The following is a 24,536-nucleotide window of genomic DNA, read 5'->3' as shown; positions in this document are numbered from 1 at the left end:
GCTGACCGCCGTGCTGATCTGGATCGTGCTCGCGGTGGTGCTGCTCCCGCTCGTGGCGCTCGCGCTGGCCGTGCGTCCGGTGCTGGCCCGGCTGCCCCGGCTGCGCCGCGCCGCGGCGGCGCTGCAGCGCCGGGCCGCCGAGGCGGAGGCGCTGCGGGACACCGCCGAGGCGTTGCAGCAGCGTGCCGAGGGTGTTCAGCGCCAGCTCGACACCGCTCAGCGACGTCTCGCCGTGATCAAGGCCAGGCGCGGCTGATTGATCCCCGTCGCCGCGCCGTCCCGCTGGCGACGGGCCGCCGCGGTGGCGACGGCTCGGCGATGGTTGACTGATCATCGCGGTTGGTCAAGACTTCACCGGCCGGGCCGCGCCGACCGCCCCCGGCAGGTGGCAACCGGCCGATCCGCACGTACGATGGGCTGCGTACCGCCCCCGGACACACAGAGCGACTGGAGCTTCTCATGGGTGCCCTCAAGCCCTGGCACATCGCGGTTCTCGTGGTTGTGCTGATCCTGCTCTTCGGTGCGAAGCGGCTTCCCGACGCGGCCCGCTCGCTGGGTCGTTCGCTGCGGATCATCAAGGCCGAGACCAAGAGCCTGCAGGACGACGACCGCGACCTCGCCGAGAAGGCCGACGCGCAGGCCGGCTACCAGCCGCTGCCGCCGCAGGTCGGGCAGCCGCAGCAGGCGCCGTACCAGCAGGCGCCGCCGCAGCAGCCGGTCGCCGACCCGGTGCACCGCGTCCGCGACAACTGACCGAGAGGCCCGAGCACCGTGGCCTTCGCACTGCGTAAAAGCGGCCCGCGCGCCTTCGAGCGCGCCGCCGACGGCTCGATGACGCTCATCGAGCACGTCCGCGAGCTGCGCAACCGCCTGTTCCGTGCCTCGCTGGCGATCCTGATCGGCTTCGGCGTCGGCATCTGGCTGGCGGAGCCGGTCCGGGTGCTGTTGTCGAAGCCGTACTGCGACCTACCGCAGTCGATCGACCCGGACACCGGGAAGTGCCTGTTCGTCCAGCTCGGCGTGGCGGACGTCTTCCTGTTGAACCTGAAGATCGGCCTGTGGGTCGGTCTGATCGTCGCGGCGCCCATCTGGCTCTACCAGCTCTGGGCGTTCATCGCGCCCGGGCTGCACCGCAACGAGCGGCGCTACGCCTACATCTTCACGGCCCTGGCGGCGCCGCTCTTCGCCGCCGGCGCGGTGCTGGCGTTCTTCGTCACCACCAAGGGCCTCGAGTTCCTGCTGAACGTGTCGGGCGACGACATCTCCACTAACCTGGAGGTCACCCGGTACATCTCGTTCGTCACCAATCTGATTCTGCTGTTCGGGGTGGCGTTCGAGTTCCCGCTGATCGTGCTGATGCTCAACTTCGTGGGCCTGGCCAGCGCGAAGCGGCTGCTCAGCTGGTGGCGGGTGGCGATCTTCGTGTTCTTCGCCTTCTCCGCCGTGGTCACCCCCACCCCGGACCCGTTCGGGATGACCGCCCTGGCCGTCTGCCTCTCCGCGCTCTACTTCGCTGCGGTCGGGGTGGCGTTCATCAACGACCGGCGGCGCGGACGGGGCAAGGAGGTCTACGCCGGCCTCGACGACGACGAGGTGTCGCCGCTGGAGCACGACCCCGAGCCGGTCGAGGCGGGGCAGCGGGTGGACGCGACCGCGCCGGTCGGCGCGCCGGACCCGATCGCCCCACCGGCACCGATCGAACGTCGCTACGACGACATGACCTGACGGCCCCGCGCCGCCTGGTCCGCCGACGCCGTCCCCGCCTGCCGGGGGCGGCGTCGCCGCGTTCCAGGCTCGGGTCACTGACACCGCCCGACAGCTCACCGTGAGCGCCGAGACCCGGACCCCTGGTGAGGTGGCCACCGCCCGGTGTACGACCGGCGTCCGACCGGTTACGGTGCTGCCCGTGACCGCAGACGATCACCCGCCCTGCCCGCTCGCCGGTGGCCCCGTCGCCGTGCTCGCCAACCCGACGGCCGGCCGGGGGCGGCACCGCGGCCTGCTTCCCCGGCTGCTGGACGGGCTGGCCGCCGCCGGCCGACCGGTCCGGCTGCTGTCGGCGGCGAGTCCCGCCGAGGCGGAGGCGGCGTGCCGGGCCGCGGTCACCGACGGTGCCAGCGCGCTGGTCGCGATCGGCGGGGACGGCACCGTGCACCGGGCGATGCAGGCCGTCGCCGGCACCGACGTGCCGTTCGGCGCCGTGCCGGCGGGTACCGGCAACGACTTCGCCGTCGACACCGGCTTCTCGGCCGACCCGGTGGCGGCGATGGGGGTGATCGTTGACGCGCTGCGCGCCGGCCGGACCCGTCTCGTCGACCTGGCCCGGATGACCGGCGTTGACGGCGCCGAGCGCTGGTACGGGGCGGTCCTCGCGGCCGGGTTCGACGCGATCGTCAACGAGCGGGCCAACCGGATGCGCTGGCCGCGCGGCCCCCGCCGGTACGACCTGGCGATCCTCGTCGAGCTGGCCCGGCTGCGGCCCCGGCGGTACACGTTGCGCCTCGACGGGGTGCCGCACGAGGTGGACGCGGTGCTGGTGGCGGTGGGCAACTGCCCGAGCTACGGGGGCGGGATGCGGATCTGTCCCGACGCCGACCCCACCGACGGTCTGCTGGACGTGGTGGTGGGCGGCCGGATCGACCGGCGCACCCTGATCCGGATCAAGCCGCGCATCTACCAGGGCACCCACGTCGAGCACCCGCTCGTGCGCAGCTACCGGGCGCGGACGGTGGAGCTGAGCGCCGAGGGCATCACCACGTACGCCGACGGTGAGCGCTCGCTGGACCTGCCGGTGACGGTCAGCGTGGTTCCGGGCGCGCTGCGGCTGCTGCGCTGACCCGTACCGCGCCGATGCTGGCCGCGATGACCAGCACGATGGCGGCGCACTCCAGTAGCGTCAGCGCCTGCCGCAGCACCAGCCAACCGGCCAGCGTGGCGATGGCCGGGCCGAGGCTCATCAGCACCGCGAAGGTGGCGGTGGGCATCCGGCGCAACGCCAGCAGCTCCAGGGTGTACGGCAGTCCGGAGGCGAGCACCGCGAGGGCCGTGCCGAGCGCCAGCACGGCCGGGTCGAGCAGCACCGCACCGCCGTCGATGACGCCGAGCGGCAGGGTGACCAGCGCGGCGAGGGTGAGTGCCAGGGCAAGCCCGTCCGCGCCCGGGAACCGGCCGCCGACCCGGGCGCTGAGCACGATGTACGCGGCCCACATGGCGCCCGCGCCGAACGCGAAGGCCACCCCGGAGGGGTTGAGCCGGTCGAAGCCGCCCTGCCCGAGCAGCGCCACCCCGGCCAGCGCCAGCCCCGCCCAGCACCAGCTGGCCAGCCGGCGGGCGGTGAACACCGACAGCGCCAGCGGGCCGACCACCTCCAGGGTCACCGCGGGGCCCAGCGGTATCCGCTCGATGGCCTGGTAGAACAGCGAGTTCATGCCGGCCAGCGCCAGCCCGAACGCGCCCGCCGCGGCCCAGTCGGCCCGACCGTACCCGCGCAGTCGGGGCCGGCACACGACGAGCAGCAGCACGGCCGAGATCGTCAGTCGCAGGGTCACCGCGCCGGCCACCCCGGTACGCGGGAAGAGTAGGGCGGCCACGGCGGAGCCGAACTGCACCGACAGCGCCCCGCCGAGCACCATGCCCACGGCGGCGACGCCACCGCGCCGGGCCGGTGGCGCGCCGGCCGGGCTGGGTGCGGGTAGCAGGGTCTCGGTCACGGCCATGACGCTAGGCGGTCTGCCTCGGCCGCCCTCCGGCGGTGTCCACCAAACCGGCCGCTTTTGCCGACACGACCGTTTACGGTCGCCACCGCAGTGCTACCGGAGTACCTTCCGAGGTATGACCGGCGCGATGCGAAAATTGTCGATCTCCGTTCCACCCGACGTGGCTGAGCGCCTGGAGCACGAGTCCAACGCCAGCGCCTACGTCGCGCAGGCTGTCCGTGACCGTATGCGTCTGGACGCCCTGGACGCGGAGTTGGCCCACCAGGGCATCCACATCACCGAGCAGGGTGTGGCAGAGGCGCGCGCCCGCCGCGCCGCCGTTGAGGCCGAGTGGTCGCCGGAGCGCCGAAATGCCCTTCGGGAGCGGGCACGCCAGCATGCGCTGGACGCCGCCGCCGGCACTCTTGAGCAGCCGGCTGCGTGACTCCCGAGGACGACCGGCCAGTCCGGCTTGTGCTGGACCGGTCGGCACTGCTGGCCTATCTGGCGGGCTCGGTGCATGTCGGAGAGCCGCTGCACGAGGTCATTCAGGACCGCAACAGGTTCGGTGTCACCGCCGTGACCGCGGCGGAGGCCCTGGCGATGGTCAGCGACCCTAAAGAACGCGCGACCCTTCACCGGCTGCTGACCCTGGACGCCTGCAAGGTGCTTGCTACCGAGGGACGCTCCTGGCACGAACTCAGCTTCTGGCGCACGTTGACGGGCCGTGCCGATCTCGCCACCACCGTGCTCGCCTGCCTCGAACACGACGCCTCGATCCTCAGCGGGGAGGACAGGTACGGCGACGGCGATCTGCCGGTGATTCGCATCCCGGACTGACGATGCCGGAGCCAGCCGGCGGGGTGCCACCCCTGCCCCGTCCCGCTGGTGCCGGTCAGGCCGGCAGGGCCAGGTCCAGGACGGCGCCCAGCCCGTTCTCCCGGCCGGGTTCGGCTGCCGGCAGCACCAGCACCGAGCAGCCGGCCGCCACGGCGCCCGCGTCGGCCGGCGAATCACCGACCATCAGGGTCTGCTCCGGATCCACGCCGAGCATCCCGCAGGCGCGCAGGAAGATCGCCGGGTCGGGCTTGCACCGCCCCACCTCGTAGGAGAGCACGAACGCGTCGACCAGCCCGGTCAGCCCCCAGGCGTCGAAAAGCGGCCGCAGGTCGAAGCCGATGTTGCTGACCACCGCCACCCGCACTCCGGCCTCGCGCAGCGCGGTCAGGGTGGGGGCGGTGTCCGGGTACGGCAGCCAGCCCTCGGCGATCAGCAGCCGCTCGTAGAGGGCGTCGGCGAAGCCCTCGATGCCCGCGTCGACCGTCTCGGCCAGCCCGGTGTACGCACCCCGGTGGGCGTGCGGGTAGAGGTCCCGGTCGGCCCACAGCTCGGCCAGCCGGGGCGGCACCCGGGCCGGCAGTGGCCCGCCGGCCCGCCCGGCGGTCAGCAGCCGGTCGGCCAGCGAGGTGGCCCGGACCCGATCCAAAGTGACCCCGCACGTCGCCGCGGCCGCCAGCACCCACTGCCGCGGCTCCTCCACCTGGGCCAGGGTGCCGTGGAAGTCGAAGAGCACCGCCTTGACGGGCCGTCGGGACGCCCGGGGGGCGGCGGCGTCCTCGGCGCTGCCCGGCGGACTTGTCTGGGGCGGTTCGGCATGGTCCGGCACGCCGTGCACCCTACCGACCGCCGCCGACGGCCCCTCCGGACGGCCTTGTCGGGTGTCGTGTCCCGGCACGCACTAATCTTGGTGACATGTCGAGCCCCGCCGAGCGGTACGTCGCGGCGCGCCGCCGGGCCGCGCAGGCCTCACAGTTCCCGGCGCTGGACGAGTTCGCCCTTGACCTGGGGTTCGACCTCGACGACTTCCAGCGGGAGGCGTGCCAGTCCTTGGAGCGGGGCAGCGGGGTGCTGGTCTGCGCCCCCACCGGCGCCGGCAAGACCGTGGTCGGTGAGTTCGCCGTACACCTGGCGCTGCGCGGGCGGCCCGGCGACCCGGCGGCGGCCGACGACGCGGGCGCCCCTCCGGTCCGGCGCAAGTGCTTCTACACCACACCGATCAAGGCACTGTCCAACCAGAAATACCACGACCTGGTCAACCGCTACGGCGCTGAGCAGGTCGGCCTGCTCACCGGCGACAACGCCATCAACGGCGACGCGCCGGTGGTGGTGATGACCACCGAGGTGCTGCGAAACATGCTCTACGCGGGCTCCAGCACCCTGCAGGGGCTGGCCTACGTGGTGATGGACGAGGTCCACTACCTGGCCGACCGGTTCCGCGGCGGCGTGTGGGAAGAGGTGATCATCCACCTGCCCGCCTCGGTCACCCTGGTCTCCCTGTCGGCGACCGTCTCCAACGCCGAGGAGTTCGCGGACTGGCTGGTCACCGTGCGCGGTGAGACCGCGGTGGTGGTCAGCGAGCACCGGCCGGTGCCGCTGTGGCAGCACATGCTGGTCGGCAAGCGGATGTTCGACCTGTTCCACGACGCCGACGCCGCCCGCAAGCACGACGTGCACCCGGAGCTGCTGCGCTACACCCGCGACACCATGCGCCGCCTGGAGCTGGGCGAGGGCCGCAGCGCCGGGCCCGGCTCCGGCCGGCGCGGCCCACGCTGGCGCGGCCCGATGCGCCCGGACATCGTCGACCGGCTGGACCGGGAGGGTCTGCTCCCGGCGATCCTGTTCATCTTCAGCAGGGCCGGCTGCGCCGCGGCGGTGCAGCAGTGCCTCGCCGCCGGGCTGCGGCTCACCTCTCCCGAGGAGCGGGCCGAGATCCGCCGGGTGGTCGAGTCCCGGGTCACCGCCATCCCCGGTGAGGACCTGACGGTGCTGGGCTACTGGGAGTGGCTCGACGGGTTGGAGCGTGGCCTGGCCGCCCACCACGCCGGCATGCTCCCGGTGTTCAAGGAGATCGTCGAGGAGCTGTTCGTCCGGGGCCTGGTCAAGGCGGTCTTCGCCACCGAGACCCTCGCGCTGGGCATCAACATGCCGGCCCGCTGCGTGGTCCTGGAGCGGCTGGTCAAGTACAACGGCGAAGCCCACGTCGACCTGACCCCGGGGGAGTACACGCAGCTCACCGGGCGGGCTGGCCGGCGCGGCATCGACGTGGAGGGGCACGCCGTGGTGGTGTGGTCCCCGGAGACCGACCCGCGGCACGTGGCCGGGCTCGCCTCCACCCGCACGTACCCGCTGCGGTCCAGCTTCCGGCCCTCGTACAACATGGCGGTGAACCTCGTCGGCACGGTCGGCGCGGACCCAGCCCGGGCCCTGCTGGAGTCCTCGTTCGCCCAGTTCCAGGCGGACCGGTCGGTGGTCGGCCTGGCCCGGCAGGTGCAGCGCAACACCGAGACCATCGAGGCGTACGGCGCGGAGGCCGCCTGCCACCACGGCGACTTCGACGAGTACTTCGCGCTGCGGGTGGCGATCGCCGACCGGGAGAAGGCCATCGCCCGGCAGGGGCAGACCCAGCGCAAGGCCGCCGCGGTGGCCTCGCTGGAGCGGCTGCGGATCGGCGACGTGATCCGGGTGCCGGCCGGCCGGCGGGCCGGGCTGGCCGTGGTGCTGGACCCGGCGACCGGCGGGTTCGGCGAGCCCCGGCCGCTGGTGCTCACCCAGGACCGCTGGGCGGGGCGGGTCAGCCCGGGCGACTTCACCACCCCGGCCGAGGTGCTGGCCCGGATCCGGGTGCCCAAGCACTTCAACCACCGCTCACCGGCCGCCCGGCGCGACCTCGCCGCCGAGGTCAGCGGCACCGGCCTGGACCGGCACGGCGGCCGCCGGGGTGGCCGTTCCCGGCAGGCGACCGGCGAGGACCACCGGCTCACCCAGCTCCGCACCGAGCTGCGTCACCACCCCTGCCACGCCTGCCCGGAGCGGGAGGAACACGCCCGCTGGGCCGAGCGGCGCCGGCGGTTGGAGCGCGACACCGAGGAGCTGCGCGAGCGGGTCTCCGGCCGTACCGGCTCCCTCGCGCGGACGTTCGACCGGATCGTCGCGCTGCTGACCGACCGCGGCTACCTCAGCCGCGATGGGGCGGTCACCGACGCCGGTCGGATGCTCGGCCGGATCTGGACCGAAGCGGACCTGCTGGTCGCCGAGTGCCTGCGTCGGGGGGTGTGGGACGGGCTGTCCCCGGCCGAGCTGGCCGCCGCCGTGTCCGTGGTGGTCTTCGAGGCGCGCCGCGACGTCGACGAGCGGGCGTCGCTGCCACGCGGGCCGGTCGCCGACGCGGTCGACGAGACGCTGAAGCTGTGGGGCGAGATCGAGGCCGACGAGGCGGCACGGGGGCTGACCGCGACCCGGGAGCCGGATCTCGGCTTCGCCTGGCCGGTCTACCGGTGGGCCCGTGGTGACGCGCTGGCCAAGGTGCTCGGCAGTGGCCACGAGATCGAGGGTGAGATGCCGGCCGGCGACTTCGTCCGCTGGGCGCGTCAGGTGGTCGACCTGCTGGGCCAGCTGGCCGATTCCGGCGGCGCGTCACCCGACCTGCGCTCCACCGCCCGGCAGGCGATCGCGGCCATCAACCGAGGTGTGCTGGCGTACCACACCTCCGCCTGATCATCACTTTCGGTCACCGTCGTCGGTGAACCGACGCATCGGACGGTCACTGCGACAGCACCCCCCGGATAGCCCCGGGGGGTGCTGTCGCGCCTGTTCGGGGCACCCCTGATCATTGCCCGGGCACCACCTTTACGCGCCGGTAACGAATGGGGAGAAGACCGCCGTGGCCGAGATCAATCACTTTGAGTACGGGTGGATCACGCCCGGGCTGAGCTACGCGCTGTCCGTGCTCGGTTCGGTCCTCGGGCTGATCTGCGCCGGTCGTATCCGCACCGCCCGCACCGCCGGCCTGCGCGCGTGGTGGGGGCTGCTGGCCGCCTGGGCCCTCGGCGGCACCGCCATCTGGGCGATGCACTTCATGGCCATGCTCGGCTTCGCCGTCGCCGGCACCCGGATCCGGTACGACGTGCCGCTCACCGCTGCCAGCACGGCCATCGCCGTCGTGGCGGTCGGCATCGGCCTGGCCATCGTGGGCACCGGCCGGCTGAACCCGGTACGGCTGGTCGCCGGCGGGATCTTCACCGGTGCCGGCGTGGCCGCCATGCACTACACCGGGATGGCGGCGATGCGCCTGAACGGCACCCTCGGCTACGACACGGTCCGCGTCGCCCTCTCGGTGGTGATCGCGGTCGTGGCGGCCACCGTGGCGCTGTGGCTCGCGATGACCGTTCGCCGGCCGCTGGCGATCTTCGCCTCCGCGCTCGTCATGGGCGTCGCCGTGAACGGCATGCACTTCACCGGCATGAGCGCCCTCTCGGTGCACCAGCACGAGGGCCGGGGCGAGGTGACCGGCACCGGCATGGGCGCGCTCCTGGTGCCGATCGTGCTGGCGGTGATCTTCGGGGTGGTCGGCCTGCTCTACGCCCTGCTCGCGGCGCCGACCGAGGACGACCGGGCCGCCGCCGCGTACCTGGATGCCCGGCGGGTCCCGGAGCCGGCCGCCGCGGCACCCGTCGTCGCCCCGGACCCGGTCGGGCTGCGCGCCCGTTCCACGCTCGGCCAGCCGGGCACCCCGTTCCCGTCCCGGCGGGAGATGCCGCCCCGCTGACGGCGGCACGGGCCGCTCATTCTGATTGCGCTGGCGTCATACCTAGAACTACTATGCATTGCAGATCTAGGTATAGGCGGTGCCATGCATATCACCAAAGACCTCGTCGCGGCCTCGGCGACGCCACTCGTGCTGGGGATTCTCGCCGAGGGCGAGAGCTACGGCTACGCCATCCTCAAGCAGGTCAACGACCTCTCCGGCGGGCAGCTGGAGTGGACCGACGGCCTGCTCTACCCGCTGCTGCACCGCCTGGAGCGGCTCGGCCACGTCGAGTCGGCCTGGGAGACCCCGCCGGGGGGACGACGCCGGAAGTACTACCGCATCACCGACCGGGGCCGAGCCGAGCTCGCCGAGCAGCGCCGCCAGTGGGCCGCTGTCGTCGACGCCCTGCGGGGCGTGTGGAGCACGGCACAGTCCATCAAGCCGATCACGGCACCGGCGTGGGGGGCGGGGCTATGACCGTCGACAACGACTTGGAGGGCCAGATCGCCGAGTGGCGGGCCTACATCCACCGCCGCCGCGAGCTGCACCACACCGATGTCGAGGAACTGGAGGACCACCTCCGCAGCCGGATCACCGAGCTGACCGAGGCGGGCCTGCACGCCGACGAGTCGTTCCTCATCGCCGTCAAACGCATGGGCAGCCTCGACGAACTGTCGCGGGAGTTCGCTCGCGAGCACTCCGAGCGCTTATGGAAACAACTGGTGCTGCCTGGGGAGCCGGACGCGCCGGCCGCCGCCCGTTCCCGGCGGGAACTGCCCGTCATGGTGCTCTGTGCGGCCGTCGCGGCGCTCGCCATCAAGGTGCCGTCCTGGTTCGGGCTCGACCTGGGCGACGACGGCGGCTTCTACGCGCGAAACGCCAGCTTCTTCGCGCTGCCGGTGCTCGCGGCCTACTTCGCCTGGCAACGCCGCGTCGGTCCCCGCGTCATCGGGGCGCTCGCGTCGCTGTTCGTTCTCGGCGCGGTCGCCGCCAACGCGTACCCGCTGGCCGACGGCTCGCAGACCATGGTGCTCACCGCGATCCACCTGCCGATAGCGCTGTGGCTGGTTGTCGGCGTCGCCTACGCGGGCGGCGACTGGCGTTCGGACCGGCGACGAATGGACTTCATCCGGTTCACCGGGGAGTGGCTGATCTACTTCGTCCTCATCGGGCTGGGTGGCGGCGTCCTCACGGCCATCACGGTGAACGCCTTCGCAGCCATCGGGCTGAACGTCGAGGGATTCGTCCAGTCGTGGCTGCTGCCGTGCGGCGCCGTGGCCGCGGTCATCGTGTCGGCCTGGCTGGTGGAGGCCAAGCAGAGCGTCATCGAGAACATGGCGCCGGTGCTGACCCGGGTCTTCACGCCGCTCTTCACCGCCACCCTGCTGGCCTTCCTGGTCGCCGTCGTCTGGACCACCAACGGCATCGACGTCGAGCGCGACGCGCTCATTCTCTTCGACGTGCTGCTCGTCATCGTGCTGGGCATGCTGCTGTACGCCATCTCCGCCCGTGACCTCACGGCCCGACCCGGTCTGTTCGACCGCCTGCAACTCGCGCTCATCGTCAGCGCTCTCATCATCGACGTGCTGGTGCTGGCGGCGATCACGGGCCGGATCACCGAATGGGGCTTCAGCCCCAACAAGACGGCGGCACTGGGCGAGAACCTCGTCCTGCTCGCCAACCTGGCGTGGTCGGCATGGCTGTACCTCGGCTTCGTGCGTGGCCGCATGCCCTTCGCCCGCCTGGAACGGTGGCAGACCCGATACGTGATCGTGTACTTCGGGTGGGCCTGGGCTGTCGTCCTCGCCTTCCCGCTCCTGTTCGACGTCGCCTGAGCCGTCACGAAGGGTGGTGATCTGCGGTCACCGGTGACCGCGCCGCCGGGCGCTGAGCCGCAGTGTGTTGCAGACGTCGAAGACACCGGGCACGTCCCAGGCGAGTTCGGCCGCGGCCTGTCGCGTTTCGGTGTCGCTCACCACGCCGGCGAGGATGACGACCCGGTTCTGCACGGAGACACGGATCTGCTGGCGCCGCGTCGTCCAGTCGATGCTCAGTCGCTGCGCGACCAGCGCCTCGAGCCGCACGTCCTCGCGGTCCTGCTCAGGTTGGTTCGAGGCGTCGGCGAACCAGTTCTCGTCGGGTAGTGGCCAAGGCATGTACACGGGGAGCTCCTCGATCGTGCCGGTGCTGGGTTCACGCGGCGTCGGACCGTTCGGACCTGGCGGAGGCGACGACCAGCACCACGCCGATGCCGGCGAGACCGACCTGGATGAGCACGGCCAGGACGTTGGGCGCGCGGGTGTCGACGCCCGCGAGACGGGCGACGATGGTGCCCGCCAGGGCCGCGACGACCCCGACGGCCACGGTCAACCAGATCGGGGCCTCCCGGCGTCCTGGGATGACGAGCCTGCCGAACAGGCCGATGGTGACGCCGACGAGGAGCGCGGTGACGAGACCGGTGACGGTCATGGGCTCTCCTCAGGTGTCGCTGCCGGTGACGGGGAGGGATCAGGGCGGGGGTCCACGTCGGTCGGTCAGGAATGGGCGGCCGTCGTCGCGGCGGACTCCAGACCCTGGGACAGCTGGTCGATGGCCTCGTCGCGGCTTTCGAACATGGGGAAGGCCTGGTCCAGGCGCATCGTGTGCAGGACGGTGCGGACGAACCGCGACGGCGCGGCCAGGCACAGCGTGACGCCGCGGTCGCGGGCTTCGCGGTGGGCGCGGACGAGCAGGCCGAGGCCGACGGAGTCGATGAGGTGCACTCGGCCCAGGTCGACCACGACGTGTCCTTCCAGCTCGCTCGCGTGGCGCAGGGCGGCGCGCATGCTGTCGCCGCTGTCGACGTCGACGTCACCGGTGGCGGCCAGGACCGTCACGTCGTCGAGATGGTCGATGCCGAGGATGCCCCCGGGACCGTGGAGGTCGCTCGACGCCTGACCGCCACCGGAGACTGGCAGCAGGCTGCAGTGCGGGCAGCGATGCGGGCCGGTGGCGAACGGGGAACCACTCCATCCGTGTTCGAGCACCAGGGTCCAGACGACTTCGGCGTCGGGGAGCACGCACGCGGTGGACGTGATGGAGTCGCCGCAGGTGTCGCAGATCAGTGTCATCAGGTGATCGTCCGGGACGACGGTCATACCGCTGGTCCTTCCTGGGCCGGTGTCCCGCCGGTTCGGGCGGGGCACGGCGTTCGGGGCGGGACCGAACGGGTGGTCCGGGTCCCGCGCTTGACGGTTCAGGCACCGCTGGGGCGGTGGGCCTGCCGGCTCCTCACTGAGAGGTGGTCACGGATGCTCGGCCGTAGGCGACCAGAGCCGGCTGCGCCGATGCGGGTTCCGGTCCCGTCGCCGGGGCGCCCGGGATCGACGGCGGGGGACCGGTGACGATCGGCAGGACCTGGTCCAGGCGGGCGGTGTGCAGGATGCGCCGGATGCGGGGGTTCGGGTCGCGAATGGTGAGGGCCCCGGCGGTACGGGCCAGCCGCCGGTGCACGTCGAGCAGCAGGCCGATGGCAGCGGCGTCGATGTGCCGGCACCCGGACAGGTCGACCACGACCTGCGCGGGAGACAGGGCCATGAGCCGGTCGAACACGGCGCCGGCCGCCGGCAGGCAGGCCAGGTCGAGTTCGGTGACGCGCACCTCGACCAGCTGCAGCGTGCATGAGGTGGATGCGGGTGGTCCTGTCACGGGCGTGCCCCTTCCCATTGTGGACCCGGTCGCCTATGACCGTGCCGTGCCGGCTTGGCGGTCACCGCGCGGATCTATGACAGTTGCGTGACAAATCCGCCAGCCGGCCGGCACGGTTGGCCGCGTGGCCGGTGGCCTGGGGATGATGCCGGGTATGACGGCCGTACTGGTGATCGAGGACGACGACCGCATCCGCCTGGCGCTGCTGCTCGCACTCGAGGACGAGGGCTACGACGCGGTGGGCGCCGCCACGGCCGAGGAGGGCCTGCGCGTGCAGCGCCGCGATCCGGCAGACTACGTGCTGGTCGATCTGATGCTGCCCGGCCTCGACGGCTTCGAGTGCATCCGGCACCTGCGCCGGGACGACGACGTGCCGGTCGTGGTGGTCAGCGCCCGCGACGACACGCACGACATCGTCGCCGCCCTCGAAGCCGGCGCCGACGACTACGTCGTCAAGCCGGTGGCGATCAAGGAACTGACCGCTCGGCTGCGCGCCCTGCGCCGCCGCGCCCGGACCGGTGCCGCGGGACCGGCGCCGGAGCCCGTGCCCGTGCTCGCGTTCGGCGAGCTCGAGATCAGTCCCGACGGGGGAGAGGTACGTCGCGCCGGTCAGCCCGTACCGGTCACGCGTACCGAGTTCCGGCTTCTGTGCGAGCTTGCCGAACACGCCGGCCGGGTGCTGTCCCGCCAGCAGTTGCTGCAACGGGTCTGGGGCTACGACAGCGGCGACGAGAGGCTGGTCGACGTGCATGTCGGTCGGCTGCGGCAGAAGATCGAGTCGGACCCGGCGACCCCCCGACACCTGGTCACGCTGCGGGGCCTGGGCTACAAGCTGCAGCGATGAGACGCCTCGGACTGCGCACCCGGGTCACCGCCGCGTTCGCCGTCGGAGCGCTCCTGCTCGCCGCGTCGATGGCCCTGGTCTCGTACGAGCTGACCCGTCGTTCGCTGATCGACGAGCGGGAACGCACCGCCCTGCGCGCCGCGTACTTCGACGCTGCCGTCGTCCGTGCCGGGCTGAACACCGGCACCCCCGACGTGGTGGAGGTCCTTCGGTCACTGGACACGGGCGGCGGCCGGCGGCCCGTGCTGCACCTGGACGGCGAGTGGTACGCCCGGACCGCCGACCCCGGCACCACCACCGCCATACCCGTCGACCTGCGACGGGCTGTCGCCTCCGGTGAACCGGCGATGCAGCGCGTACGCGTTGACGGCCAACCCGCCCTGGTGGTCGCGGTGCCCCTGTCCGCGACGGCGACGTACTTCGAGGTCAACTCTCTGCGCGAGCTGGAGCAGACCTTCCAGGTCCTGGCACTCGCGCTGACCACCGTCGCGATCATGGTCGCCGGATCCGGCGCGGCCCTCGGCTGGTACGCGACCCGGCACGGGCTCCGCCCGCTGACGGCGGTCGCCGACGCCGCCGAGAAGATCGCCGCCGGCGACTTCACCGCCCGCCTCGACCCGGCCACCGACCCCGACCTGACCCGTCTGTCCTCCTCGTTCAACCAGATGGTCGACCAGCTCGCCCATCGCATCGAGCGGGACCGCCGCTTCGCCGCCGACGTCAGCCACGAACTGCGCTCACCTCTGCAGACCCTCGCCGCGGCGGCCAGCGTCCTGGCGCGTCGCCGGGAGCACCTGGACGAGCGGACCGCCACCGCCGCCGGGCTCGTCGCCGACGAGATCGACCGGTTCCAACGGCTCGTCAACGACCTGATCGACCTGGCGCGCAGCGACCAGCCCGCCCATCGGGGAGCCGTGGACGTGGTGGCGCTGGCCCGGGACGCCTGCCATGCCCTCGACCTGCCGGCCTCGCTCGTCCACCTCGCGGCGGACGCACCCGCGACGTGGCAGGTCGAGCGGCGGCGTATCGCACAGATCCTGGCGAACCTGCTCGACAACGCCGTGACCTACGGGGGCGGCCCGGCGAGTGTCCGGTTGAGCCGCGACGGCGACGCCGGCGTCATCGAGGTCGAGGACGACGGCCCGGGTGTGTCCGTCGAGGACCGGCGGGCGATTTTCGACCGCTTCGTCCGCGGGCGAGCCGCCCACACCCGCGGCGCCGGCGACGGCACCGGTCTCGGACTCGCGCTGGTCGCCCAGCACGCCGCCGCGCACCGTGGGCACGCCGCCGTCACCGACCGCCCCGGCGGAGGCGCCCGCTTCCGCGTCACCCTGCCGGAAAGCCTGCCATGAACCACCGCCGCCTGGCCCCACTGGCACTCGTCGCGCTGCTGACCGGCTGCGGCGTCCCCACCGACGACGCCCCCCGGACGGTGCGGGCCCCGCGGGGTCCGTTCCACAGTGCCGCCCCCGCCGATACCACGGCACCGGCCGGCCGTGCGGACGAGACAGTCTGCCTCGTCCGCGACAACCGCATCGTCTCCGTCGTTCGGCGCGTCGACCGCGTCCCCACGGCCGAGGACCAACTGCGGCACCTGCTCGCCGGACCAGGTACGGCCGAACGCGACAGCGACCTGACCAGCGCGCTGCCGGGAGCGGTCAACGCCGCCGGTGCGACAGTGAGCGGCACGCAGGCCCGCGTCGCGGTCGACGCACCCGACGACGACGCCGGTCGCAGCGACGAGGTCCTGGCCTTTGGGCAGATCGTCTGCACCCTCACCGGTCGCGACGACGTCACCACCGTGGTGTTCCTGCGCGACGGCAAACCACTCGCCGTGCCCCGCGCCGACGGCTCGCTGTCCGAGCAACCGCTCACCCGCGCCGACTACGCCCCGCTCATCACCCCACGTTGACCGGGCTGGGCCGGGCCCGGGAGTTCCTGCTCGGCGACATCCCCGGCGTTCCCGAGGATGCCGTCGTCCGGGGCGGCTGCCTGCTGACGCCGCTCCCGGTGGCCGCTGTGGTGGTCGAGCTTGTCGCGGAGCGTTCCGGCGAAGGCTTCGGCCATGGCGAGTTGGTCCCGTAGAGCGGTGACGCGGGCGGTGGCCGCGGTCCGGAACATGGCGAGGCGGTCGAGCAGGGCGGTGCGGTCGGTGCCGGTGGCGGTGTAGAGGGCATCGAGGACGGTGAGCAGGTCCCGCATCTCGTCGAGGGTGAACCCGAGAGGCTTCATCCGCTTGACCACGGCGAGTCGGCTGAGGTCAGGTTCGGTGTAGAGGCGGAAGCCGCCCTCGCTGCGGGCGGAGGGGACGATCAGGCCGGCTTCCTCGTAGTGGCGGATCGTCCGGATGCTCAACCCGACACGCTCGGCCACTTCTCCGATCTGCATGAGACGGCCGGTGGCCGGGGCGCGCGTGTGCTCCGACCCGCTCTCCCGGCCGGTGGCGGCCATCAGTGGCCGACGCCGAGTTGGCCGGCGAGGGTGTCGTGGATGTGGGCGCTGGGCTTGTTCAGCTCGACGATCTCGACGGTCTTGCCGCGGGTGGCGTACCTGGTGGTGATCGCGTCGAGGGCGGCGACGGAAGAGGCATCCCAGACGTGGGCGTGGCTCATGTCGATGACCACGTGCTCGGGGTCGTTCGCGTAGTCGAACTGGCCGACCAGGTCGTTGCTGGAGGCGAAGAACAGCTCACCGTGCACGGAGTAGATCCGGGTGGTGCCGTCCGGGTCCAGGACGCTGGTGACCTCGACCAGGTGGGCGACCCGGCGAGCGAAGATGACCGTGGCGGTGAGCACACCGACGACGACGCCGACGGCCAGGTTGTGGGTGGCCAGGGTGGTGGCCACGGTGGCCACCATGACGACGGTCTCGCCGTACGGCATCCGCCGCAGCGTCTTCGGCGCGATCGAGTGCCAGTCGAACGTCGACACGGCCACAATGATCATCACGGCGACCAGGGCGACCATCGGAATGACCGCGACCACGTCGCCGAGCGCCACGACCAGGACCAGGAGGAACACGCCGGCCAGAAACGTCGACAGCCGGGTGCGGGCGCCGGACGCCTTCACGTTGATCATCGTCTGGCCGATCATGGCGCAGCCACCCATTCCACCGAAGAATCCGGTGACCATGTTGGCGACGCCCTGACCCCAGGACTCGCGCGTCTTGTTGGAGTGGGTGTCGGTGATGTCGTCGACCAGCTTGGCGGTCATCAGCGACTCCATCAGCCCGACCAGCGCGATTCCCAGTGCGTAGGGGGCGACCACGGTGAGCGTGTGCGGGGTCCACGGAATCTGCGGCAGGCCGAGGGTGGGCAGGCTGTCCGGCAGGGCACCCTCGTCACCGACGGTCGGTACGGTCACCCCGGCGAACACGGTGACCACCGTCAGCACCACGATGGCGACCAGCGGCGCCGGCACGGCCCTGGTGAGCCGGGGCAGGCCGACCATGATCGCCAAGGCCACCGCGACGAGCGGATAGACCAGCCACGGCACGCCGAGCAGGTGCGGAACCTGCGCGGCGAAGATCAGAATCGCCAGGGCGTTGACGAAACCGACCATGACGCTGCGCGGGATGAAGCGCATCAGCTTCGCCACGCCGAGCACCGCGAGCACGACCTGGATCGCACCGCCGAGGATCACCGCCGCGATCAGGTAGTCCAGGCCGTGCGCCTTGACCAGGGGCGCGACCACGAGCGCGACGGCGCCGGTCGCGGCGGAGATCATTGCCGGCCGGCCGCCACAGATCGCGATGGTGACCGCCATCGTGAACGACGCGAACAGGCCCACCCGGGGGTCGACCCCGGCCAGGATCGAGAAGGAGATCGCCTCGGGGATCAGCGCCAGGGCGACGACCAGGCCGGCGAGGACCTCGGTCCGGAACACCTTCGGCGACAGCCAGGACGGGCGGGACAGGCGCGGACGGGACAGCATGGAAGACATACAGCCATTTCCACTCGGGGCACGCCCGACGGGCGCGCACGTCCGGTGTCCACGGTCGGACACGGACAGCTACTCACGGATCAGCGACAGCCGGCTCGCGTCCGGCCTCTGGGTCTCGTCGCCCAGACGCAACGGGTCGCCGAAGGGGGTTGCCCGCTCTCGACGACCGGCGATGACCCTACTCTTCCGTCACGTGAGAGTTGACTGAACGTGCTGATCATCACGCCGGTGACCCCGCCCCCGGCGGTTCCCCGGAACGGGGACGTGGTGTCACCGGCGGCGCGGCGTGATCAACCCTGACTCGTACGCCCACACGACCAGCTGGGCGCGGTCGCGGCAGTGCAGCTTCGTCATCGCCCGGTTGACGTGGGTTTTCGCGGTCAACGGACTGATCACCATGCGCGAGGCGATCTCGTCGTTGCTCAGCCCCCGGGCGACGAGTTCGACGATCTCCTGTTCGCGGGCGGTCAGCACGTCGCGCCCGGCCGCCGGCTCGGCCGGTGGTGGGCCGGCCACGAACTCGCTGATGAGCGTCCGCGTGACGGCCGGGGCGAGCAGCGCGTCGCCGCGAGCCACCACGGCGATGGCCTGCAGCAGATCGGCGGGGTCGGCGTCCTTGAGGAGGAAACCGCTCGCGCCCGCGCGGAGCGCGGCGAAGACGTAGGAGTCGAGCCCGTAGTTGGTGAGGATGAGGACGCGGACCGCGCAGAGGTCCGGATCGGCGGCGATGCGCCGGGTGGCTTCGATGCCGTCGAGTCCCGGCATCTGCACGTCCATCAGCACGACGTCCGGCCGCAGGCTTCGCGACAGATGGACGGCCGAGGCGCCGTCGGCGGCCTCGCCGACGACCTCCAGGTCGTCCTCGGCGTCGAGCAACGCACGGAAGCCGGCTCGCATCAGAGCCTGGTCGTCGACGAGCAGGACCCGGGTCAAAGTGGACCGTCCAACGGGAACGTGGCCCGTACCGCGAACCCGCCGTCGTCGCGGGCGGCGGCCCGCAGCGTGCCGCCCAGTCCGGTCACCCGCTCCCGCATGCCGCGCAGGCCCACGCCCGGTGTCACCGGCCGGATCGGCGACGCCTGACCGTCGTCGGCCACCGAGACGGTCAGCTGTGTCCGGGCGTACTCGAGGTGGATCTGCGCGGTGGCGGGGCCGGCGTGGCGGGCCACGTTGGTCAGGGCCTCCTGGACGACGCGATACCCGGCCTGGTCGACCTCGGCGGGCAGGTCCCGGGGCTCGCCGCTGACGGTCACCTGCACCGGTACGCCGGCCGCGCGGGTCCGCTCGGCGAGTTCCTCCACGCGGGTCAGCCCGACGCAGTCTCCGTCGGTGGGTGAGCGCAGGACGTCCAGCGTCGTGCGCAGTTCCCGCATCGCGGCGCTGCTGGCCTCCTGGATCGCCAGCAGCGTGCCCGACGGTTCCTCGCCGTGCTTGCGGGCCAGGTGCACCGCGATACCGGCCTGCACCTTGATCACGGAGATGCTGTGGGTCAGCGAGTCGTGCAGGTCCCGGGCGATGCGCAGACGCTCCTCCCCGGCGCGACGCAACGCCATCTCCTCGCGGGTGCGTTCGGCCTCGATCGCCCGCTGCTCAACCTGTTCCAGGTACGCCCGGCGCTGCCGCGCGACGAGCCCGGCGACGTTGGCCGCCACAAACCAGCCGAGCAGCAGGGCGGTCCGCTCGGCGATCAGCTGGCCGGGCCGGTCGGCGGGCGCGACCGAGATGTCGCGGGCCAGGAAGCCGCTGAGGAAGACCAGGCTGCCCAGGACGGCGGCCGCTCGGTGCCCCCGCCAGGCGGTGACGTAGACGGCGCCGAGGACGGGGAACGCGGCGGACACCCCGGGATGCACCCGGACGTGGAGGGCCAGCATGGCGGCGGTCACCACGCTCAACGCCACGACCGGGTACCGCCGGCACACCGCCAGGGCCGCCGCCATGGCCAGGACCAGGGCGACGTCGACCGCTCGGATCGTCGCGGCGTCCGGTGCGAGCGCGGCGTTGCCGAGCAGGAGGCCGCCGAGGGCGAGGCCGCTGAGGGCGTACGGCAGGTCTCGACGCATGGTCGAACTGTAGAACGGACCGTCACCGGGGAGCATCCGTCGCCCGCGGTAGAAGGGCGTACCACGGACGCGGTATCGGTGGCCGGGCAAGTGCCTGCGGCGGCACGACGTTTTCCCGGCCCGCCGCGACAAGCATCGAGCTCATGACATACCGCTTCTTCACCCCCGAACCAGCGAAGGCCGCGACCGGCCTGACCGCGGAGGTGTACCGGCAGCTGTGGGACGACTTCCTCGGGCCGGTGCCCACCTTCCAGGCGCTCTCGGCCGTGCCGGAGTTGCAGGCCGCGACCTGGGCGCTGATGCGCGAGGCCCTGCTCGCCGGGGACGCGTCCAGGGTGGACCGCGAACTCGTCGCGTCGGCGGTGTCCCGGGCCAACCGCTGCAGGTTCTGCGTCGACGCCCACGTGATGCTGCTGCACGCGCTGGGCGAGCATGAGCTGGGCGAGGTCGTCGCCCGGGGCGGGACGCCGGCGGAGCCGAGGCACGCCGAGCTCGTCGGCTGGGCGGAGGCCAGCCGCAGCCCCCGGGCCGCCGGCTGGACCAGCCCGTACCGCCCCGAGGTGACCGGCACCCTGCTCGCCTTCCACTTCATCAACCGGGTCGTCTCGGCGTTGCTCGACCCCGATCTGCTCCCCGGTGGCCTGCAACGCTCATCGCTGGTGCGGTCAGTCGGAGGTCGGCTCTACGCCAAGACGGCCCGTGGACCCAAGGAGCCCGGCCAGAGCCTCGCGCTTCTCGATGCCAGCACGACGCCGCCACCGGCCTGGGCGGGGGACAGCCCGGTCGGCGTCGCGTACGCGGCCCTGCGGGACGCCGCCAACCGAGGCGGGGACCTCCTGGGCGACGTGGCGCGCCAGACCGTCACGGCCACCGTGCGCTGGGAGGACGGGCGGTTCCCGGCCCGACCCGCGGACTGGGCCGTCGATCTGGTCCGGGACGTGCCCGGCGCGGACCGCATCGGGACGCGGATCGCGTTGCTGGCGGCGTTCGCGCCCAGCGCGGTCAGCGCGGGCGACGTCGCCCTCTGGCGGCTCTCCCATCCGGCCGACACCGACCTCGTGCGGGTGGTCGCGTTCGGGGCGATCACGGCCACCGATCACGTCGCCCGGGCACTGACGTCGGCTCACCTCTAGGAGGTCACCATGCGCAAGGCATTCATCATCGCCAGCACCCTGTTGCTCATCTCGTTCGTCCTGCAGTTCGTCTTCGCCGCCGTGGGCGGGTTCACGAAACCCGCGGGTGACGGCGCGTACGCCCTGCACAGCGTCAACGGCATGGCGGTCATCCCCGTTCTCAGCCTGCTCACCGCCCTGTTCGCCACGCTGGCGAAGGCGCCGGGTCGGCTCATCGGGCTGGCGATCCTGCCGATCGGCCTCGTCGTCGTGCAGGCGCTCATCGCCATGCTCGCGAACGCGTCCACCGACGCCGCGGGCGCCAGCACCCCGCTCGGCCTGACCATCGCCGGGCTGCACGCGGTCAACGGGATCATCGCGGTGCACGTCGTGGTCGGCGTTCTGCGGGCAGCGCGAAAGCTGGCGCAACCGGCGCCGACCGACGCCACCCCCGTGACCATCCGCGAAGGAGAACCGGCATGACCACCGGCTCGCTGCTCGCGGCCGACCTCGTCATCGCGGTCCTCGCGGCTGCCGGGTGGCTGGGCGGCGGCGCCGCGTCGGCCGCCCGGCGCCGTCCCCTCGCGCTGGGACTCGCTGCGCTCGCGCTGCTCGCCACGCTCGCCCGCGTGATCACGATCACCGCGCTCGCCCGTGCCGGCTGGTGGTTCGCGGGGGAGAAGGTCCTCATCGCCGCCCCACTGTCGCTCGCGGCGGTGGTCGTCGCCGGGCCGCGGCTGCTGCGGGCGCCGGGCGACATCCGGTCCGTCGCGGTCCCGCTTCTCTTCGCGGGGTACGCCCAGAGCAGCGCCCTGCTCGTGACGCTCCTGCACGGCTATCCGGCGTCGGCGGGCGTGGGACTGCTCGCCGTCGCCGGGGTCGTCGCGGCGACCGCGGTCTCGTGGCGCGCACTCGGCGCGGCCCCGTCCCGGATGGTGTCCCGGGCGGCCCTCGGGGTGGCGGTCGCGGCGCTGGTGACCGGAACCGGGCTGACCGTCGCCCCGGACGCGGCGCCCCGCGAACCACACGACCACGGGTATCCGAACGCGCGGACCGCCGACGAACCGACCCGGCGGTTCGCCCTGACAGCCGGGACCGCCACGGTGCGCGTGAGCGGCCGGGAGGTCGCGGCGTGGGCGTTCAACGCGCAGGTTCCCGGGCCGGCGCTGACCGCCACCGTCGGCGACGTCCTGGAGGTGACACTGCGCAACCGGGACATCGAACGGGGCGTCACGCTGCACTGGCACGGGTACGACGTGCCGAACAGTCAGGACGGAGTGCCCGGCGTGACGCAGGCGGCGGTGCTGCCGGGACAGGAGTTCGTCTATCGGTTCCGCGCCGATCAGGCCGGGACGTACTGGTACCACACGCATTCGGTCTCCGACGTCGGCGTGCGGATGGGCCTGTACGGCGTCCTGGTCGTTCACCCGGCCCCGGTGGCCGGCGTCGACGTCACGATCCCGGTGCACACCCTTTCCGGCCTTCCGCTGCCCGCGCCGAGAACGGAGCCGGTCGCGGCGGGCGTGCCCGTACGGCTGCGGCTGATCAACACCGACAGCACGACGCACCGCTACGCCCTGGCCGGGACCCCGTTCCGGGTCGCCGCGATCGACGGATCCGATCTGCATGGCCCGACGCCGCTCGTGGACACCGCCGTGCTGATCCCGGCCGGGGGTCGCTACGACCTGACGTTCACCGCGCCCCCCACGCCGGTGGCGCTGTTCGTCGACGGACGGCAGGTCCACTCGACCGGACCGGTGTCGGCGGCGACCGGCGCGTGGCCGGTGCTGGACCCGCTCACCTACGGCGTCGGTTCCCCGGTGCCGTGGACCCGGGTGGACCGGGAGTTCACCCTCGTTCTCGACCGTGGCCTCGACCTGCGGGGACTGCTTCCGCGATACGCCCACACCGTCAACGGCGCGGCCGCCCCGGACATCCCGTCGCAGGTCGTACGCTTCGGCGACATCGTCACCTTCACGATCGTCAACAGGTCCCAGATCGTGCACCCGTGGCATCTGCACGGCCATCACGTCCTGGTGCTGTCCCGCAACGGTGAGCCGGCGACCGGGAGCCCATTGTGGCTGGACTCCTTCGACGTACGCCCCGGCGACGTGTGGAAGGTGGCGTTCCGGGCCGACAACCCCGGGATGTGGGCCAACCACTGCCACAACCTGGCGCACGCCGACGCCGGGATGACGCTGCACCTGATGTACTCGTGATCCACCCCTCACCCACCCGTGCCGTTGTTTGACCCGTCTTCCAGGCCCTGGTCTGCTCAGAGCGATCAACGGCCGGTTGTTCGGACGGGAGGCGCGGAGCGTGGTCAGACGATCCCTGGGTCGGCAGTTCGGATGGCTGTGGGCGGCCTACGCGGCCAGCGCCTACGGCTCGGGGCTGGGGTTCGGTGCGTTCCCGCTGATCGCCGTGCTGGTGTTGGATGCCAGCCCCGCCCAGGTGTCCGTGTTGTCCGCGGTGGGGCCGGCGGTGGGCGCGCTGATCGCGTTGCCCCTCGCGCCGTGGGTGGAGTTTCGCCGCAAGCGACCGGTGATGATCGCGATGGACCTGGCCCGGTTCGCGATCATCATGACGATCCCGGTCGGCTACGCCTTCGGCATGCTCAGTTTCGTCCAGCTCCTGGTGGTCTCGGCCGTGGTGGCCGCGGCCAAGATTGCCTTCAACGCGGCCAGCGGCGCCTACCTCAAGGCCCTCGTCAGGCCGGACGACCTGCTCGTGGCCAACGCGCGGTTCGAGTCGACGACGTGGAGCTCCATCGCGGTCGGGCCGCCGCTGGGCGGCGCGGCGATCGGCCTGCTCGGGCCGGTCACCACCGTGATGGCCGACGCACTCAGCTATCTGTTGTCCGCGCTGGGCATCACGGCGATCCGCGGCCGAGAGGAACACCCGCACCCAACCGGCAGGCGCCGGGTCCGGGCCAACGAGTTGCTCGACGGCTGGCGACACCTCCTTGCCCATCCCGGCCTGCGGGCGCTCTACCTCAACCAACTGCTCGTCAGCGGACTGATCATGGCCACGGAGCCGCTGCTGGCCGTGCTACTGCTCCGCGAGCTCGGATTCCCGCCCTGGCAGTACGGCCTCGCCTTCGCCGTACCCTGCGTCGGCGGGCTCATCGGCTCCCGCCTCGCCCGCGGTGTCGTGGCGCGGTACGGCCAGCACCGGATCCTCCGCGCGGTCGGCACGCTGCGGTCGGTCTGGCTGATCGGCCTCGCCTTCGTCCAGCCCGGTGTCGTCGGCCTCGCGACCGTGATGGCCGTCGAGCTCGCGATCATCATCAGCATGAGCCTGTACAACCCGGTGCTGGCCACCTATCGCCTTGAACACACGCCCCGCGACCGCATCGCCCGCACCCTGTCGGCATGGTCGATCAGCAGCAGCGCCGCCATCGCCATCCTCAGCGCGCTGGGCGGGCTGCTCGCCGAGGTCACCAGCGCGCGTACGGCCATCGCCGCCGCCGGAGTGCTCATCCTCGCCAGCCCGCTGCTGCTGCCCCGCCGCCCCGATTCCGCTCCGGTGCCCGACCTCGACCTGGCAGCGGCCGGTCGCCAACCAGAGACAGCAGGCGTTTCGCGTGAAGCCGGGTGAGGGGGCTGGG

26 protein-coding genes and 1 pseudogene are annotated in these 24,536 nt (G+C 72.4%); 17 read left to right on the top strand and 10 right to left on the bottom strand.

The features are described from left to right. Positions 1-10 precede the first annotated feature (10 nt). The 4 genes from ACFYPS_RS04700 (at position 11) to ACFYPS_RS04685 (ending at position 2,836) form a co-directional block, all read left to right on the top strand. Positions 11-256, top strand: a complete 246-nt coding sequence (locus ACFYPS_RS04700) for a hypothetical protein (RefSeq protein ID WP_354965354.1) — start codon at positions 11-13, stop codon at positions 254-256. Positions 257-459: 203 nt separating this feature from the next. Further along, on the top strand, positions 460-753 hold the full coding sequence (gene tatA, locus ACFYPS_RS04695; RefSeq protein ID WP_089021067.1) for a Sec-independent protein translocase subunit TatA: 294 nt from the start codon (positions 460-462) through the stop codon (positions 751-753). An 18-nt stretch (positions 754-771) separates the two neighbouring features. Continuing rightward, positions 772-1,725: a twin-arginine translocase subunit TatC gene (tatC, locus tag ACFYPS_RS04690; RefSeq protein WP_387322736.1), complete on the top strand. Its 954-nt coding sequence runs from the start codon at positions 772-774 to the stop codon at positions 1,723-1,725. 172 nt (positions 1,726-1,897) lie between these two features. Further along, positions 1,898-2,836, top strand: a complete 939-nt coding sequence (locus ACFYPS_RS04685; protein WP_387322834.1) for a diacylglycerol kinase family protein — start codon at positions 1,898-1,900, stop codon at positions 2,834-2,836. Here ACFYPS_RS04685 and ACFYPS_RS04680 read toward each other — a convergent pair. After that, positions 2,799-3,716, bottom strand: a complete 918-nt coding sequence (locus ACFYPS_RS04680) for a DMT family transporter (protein WP_387322734.1) — start codon at positions 3,714-3,716, stop codon at positions 2,799-2,801. The two genes, ACFYPS_RS04685 and ACFYPS_RS04680, sit on opposite strands and share 38 nt — an antisense overlap. Positions 3,717-3,831: 115 nt before the next feature. On the opposite strand from ACFYPS_RS04680, the gene ACFYPS_RS04675 reads away from it, so the two are divergent. Then, positions 3,832-4,140, top strand: coding sequence for a hypothetical protein (locus ACFYPS_RS04675; protein ID WP_387322732.1), 309 nt, complete (start codon positions 3,832-3,834; stop codon positions 4,138-4,140). Then, positions 4,137-4,535, top strand: a complete 399-nt coding sequence (locus ACFYPS_RS04670; protein WP_387322730.1) for a hypothetical protein — start codon at positions 4,137-4,139, stop codon at positions 4,533-4,535. The genes ACFYPS_RS04675 and ACFYPS_RS04670 overlap by 4 nt, the downstream gene beginning before the upstream one ends. A gap of 55 nt (positions 4,536-4,590) precedes the next feature. Here the strand turns inward: ACFYPS_RS04670 and ACFYPS_RS04665 are convergent, their stop codons facing one another. Next, entirely contained in the window at positions 4,591-5,361 is a 771-nt protein-coding gene (locus ACFYPS_RS04665; protein ID WP_387322728.1) for an HAD family hydrolase, read from the bottom strand. 86 nt (positions 5,362-5,447) lie between these two features. Here ACFYPS_RS04665 and ACFYPS_RS04660 point away from each other — a divergent pair, with 86 nt between their 5' ends. The 4 genes from ACFYPS_RS04660 (at position 5,448) to ACFYPS_RS04645 (ending at position 11,117) form a co-directional block, all read left to right on the top strand. Next, positions 5,448-8,249 carry a DEAD/DEAH box helicase gene (locus ACFYPS_RS04660; protein ID WP_387322726.1) on the top strand — a complete coding sequence of 934 codons (2,802 nt, stop codon included), beginning with the start codon at positions 5,448-5,450 and terminating at the stop codon, positions 8,247-8,249. Between the two features lie 166 nt (positions 8,250-8,415). Continuing rightward, positions 8,416-9,300 (top strand): MHYT domain-containing protein, encoded by an 885-nt coding sequence (locus ACFYPS_RS04655; RefSeq protein ID WP_387322724.1) that lies wholly within the window; start codon positions 8,416-8,418, stop codon positions 9,298-9,300. Between the two features lie 84 nt (positions 9,301-9,384). Continuing rightward, positions 9,385-9,759 carry a PadR family transcriptional regulator gene (locus ACFYPS_RS04650; RefSeq protein WP_387322722.1) on the top strand — a complete coding sequence of 125 codons (375 nt, stop codon included), beginning with the start codon at positions 9,385-9,387 and terminating at the stop codon, positions 9,757-9,759. Further along, the gene (locus tag ACFYPS_RS04645) at positions 9,756-11,117 is read left to right on the top strand and encodes a permease prefix domain 1-containing protein (RefSeq protein WP_387322721.1); all 1,362 of its coding nucleotides are present in this window, start codon (positions 9,756-9,758) and stop codon (positions 11,115-11,117) included. Before ACFYPS_RS04650 ends, ACFYPS_RS04645 begins: the two co-directional genes overlap by 4 nt. 27 nt (positions 11,118-11,144) lie before the next feature. Here the strand turns inward: ACFYPS_RS04645 and ACFYPS_RS04640 are convergent, their stop codons facing one another. From ACFYPS_RS04640 to ACFYPS_RS04625, 4 genes are all read right to left on the bottom strand, one after another. Continuing rightward, a complete protein-coding gene (locus ACFYPS_RS04640; RefSeq protein ID WP_354965345.1) occupies positions 11,145-11,444 on the bottom strand; it encodes a BON domain-containing protein in 300 nt (99 codons plus the stop codon). Positions 11,445-11,475: 31 nt separating this feature from the next. Then, positions 11,476-11,751, bottom strand: a complete 276-nt coding sequence (locus ACFYPS_RS04635) for a GlsB/YeaQ/YmgE family stress response membrane protein (protein ID WP_387322719.1) — start codon at positions 11,749-11,751, stop codon at positions 11,476-11,478. 65 nt (positions 11,752-11,816) lie between these two features. Further along, positions 11,817-12,419, bottom strand: coding sequence for an STAS domain-containing protein (locus ACFYPS_RS04630; protein ID WP_387322717.1), 603 nt, complete (start codon positions 12,417-12,419; stop codon positions 11,817-11,819). 133 nt (positions 12,420-12,552) lie between these two features. Then, a complete protein-coding gene (locus ACFYPS_RS04625) occupies positions 12,553-12,969 on the bottom strand; it encodes an STAS domain-containing protein (protein ID WP_387322715.1) in 417 nt (138 codons plus the stop codon). Positions 12,970-13,123: 154 nt separating this feature from the next. Here ACFYPS_RS04625 and ACFYPS_RS04620 point away from each other — a divergent pair, with 154 nt between their 5' ends. From ACFYPS_RS04620 to ACFYPS_RS04610, 3 genes are read left to right on the top strand one after another with little or no spacing between them, the layout of a single operon-like run. After that, positions 13,124-13,813: a response regulator transcription factor gene (locus ACFYPS_RS04620; protein ID WP_354965341.1), complete on the top strand. Its 690-nt coding sequence runs from the start codon at positions 13,124-13,126 to the stop codon at positions 13,811-13,813. Beyond that, the gene (locus ACFYPS_RS04615) at positions 13,810-15,165 is read left to right on the top strand and encodes a sensor histidine kinase (RefSeq protein WP_387322713.1); all 1,356 of its coding nucleotides are present in this window, start codon (positions 13,810-13,812) and stop codon (positions 15,163-15,165) included. The genes ACFYPS_RS04620 and ACFYPS_RS04615 overlap by 4 nt, the downstream gene beginning before the upstream one ends. Beyond that, positions 15,162-15,725 (top strand): GerMN domain-containing protein, encoded by a 564-nt coding sequence (locus ACFYPS_RS04610; protein ID WP_387322712.1) that lies wholly within the window; start codon positions 15,162-15,164, stop codon positions 15,723-15,725. Before ACFYPS_RS04615 ends, ACFYPS_RS04610 begins: the two co-directional genes overlap by 4 nt. Positions 15,726-15,832: 107 nt before the next feature. Here ACFYPS_RS04610 and ACFYPS_RS04605 read toward each other — a convergent pair. The 4 genes and pseudogenes from ACFYPS_RS04605 to ACFYPS_RS04590 form a co-directional block, all read right to left on the bottom strand. Continuing rightward, positions 15,833-16,264, bottom strand: a pseudogene (locus tag ACFYPS_RS04605) (MerR family transcriptional regulator); the annotation flags it as partial. Next, positions 16,264-17,754 carry a SulP family inorganic anion transporter gene (locus ACFYPS_RS04600; protein ID WP_354965338.1) on the bottom strand — a complete coding sequence of 497 codons (1,491 nt, stop codon included), beginning with the start codon at positions 17,752-17,754 and terminating at the stop codon, positions 16,264-16,266. The gene ACFYPS_RS04600 and the pseudogene ACFYPS_RS04605, both read right to left, overlap by 1 nt. 270 nt (positions 17,755-18,024) lie before the next feature. Further along, positions 18,025-18,687 (bottom strand): response regulator transcription factor, encoded by a 663-nt coding sequence (locus ACFYPS_RS04595; RefSeq protein WP_354965337.1) that lies wholly within the window; start codon positions 18,685-18,687, stop codon positions 18,025-18,027. Next, entirely contained in the window at positions 18,684-19,814 is a 1,131-nt protein-coding gene (locus tag ACFYPS_RS04590) for a sensor histidine kinase (RefSeq protein ID WP_354965336.1), read from the bottom strand. The genes ACFYPS_RS04595 and ACFYPS_RS04590 overlap by 4 nt, the downstream gene beginning before the upstream one ends. A 143-nt stretch (positions 19,815-19,957) precedes the next feature. On the opposite strand from ACFYPS_RS04590, the gene ACFYPS_RS04585 reads away from it, so the two are divergent. The 4 genes from ACFYPS_RS04585 (at position 19,958) to ACFYPS_RS04570 (ending at position 24,526) form a co-directional block, all read left to right on the top strand. Beyond that, positions 19,958-20,947 (top strand): carboxymuconolactone decarboxylase family protein, encoded by a 990-nt coding sequence (locus ACFYPS_RS04585; RefSeq protein ID WP_387322709.1) that lies wholly within the window; start codon positions 19,958-19,960, stop codon positions 20,945-20,947. Between the two features lie 9 nt (positions 20,948-20,956). Beyond that, positions 20,957-21,409: a DUF6220 domain-containing protein gene (locus ACFYPS_RS04580; RefSeq protein WP_387322708.1), complete on the top strand. Its 453-nt coding sequence runs from the start codon at positions 20,957-20,959 to the stop codon at positions 21,407-21,409. Continuing rightward, positions 21,406-23,145 carry a multicopper oxidase family protein gene (locus ACFYPS_RS04575; RefSeq protein ID WP_354965333.1) on the top strand — a complete coding sequence of 580 codons (1,740 nt, stop codon included), beginning with the start codon at positions 21,406-21,408 and terminating at the stop codon, positions 23,143-23,145. Before ACFYPS_RS04580 ends, ACFYPS_RS04575 begins: the two co-directional genes overlap by 4 nt. Before the next feature lie 100 nt (positions 23,146-23,245). Further along, complete coding sequence (locus ACFYPS_RS04570; protein WP_354965332.1) at positions 23,246-24,526, top strand: MFS transporter; 1,281 nt, start codon at positions 23,246-23,248, stop codon at positions 24,524-24,526. Positions 24,527-24,536: the final 10 nt, after the last annotated feature.

This window comes from Micromonospora sp. NPDC005087 (assembly GCF_042872965.1).
Lineage (GTDB): Bacteria > Actinomycetota > Actinomycetes > Mycobacteriales > Micromonosporaceae > Micromonospora.
Note: the sequence above shows the minus strand (reverse complement) of the source record. Positions and strands in the feature narration are given on the sequence as shown.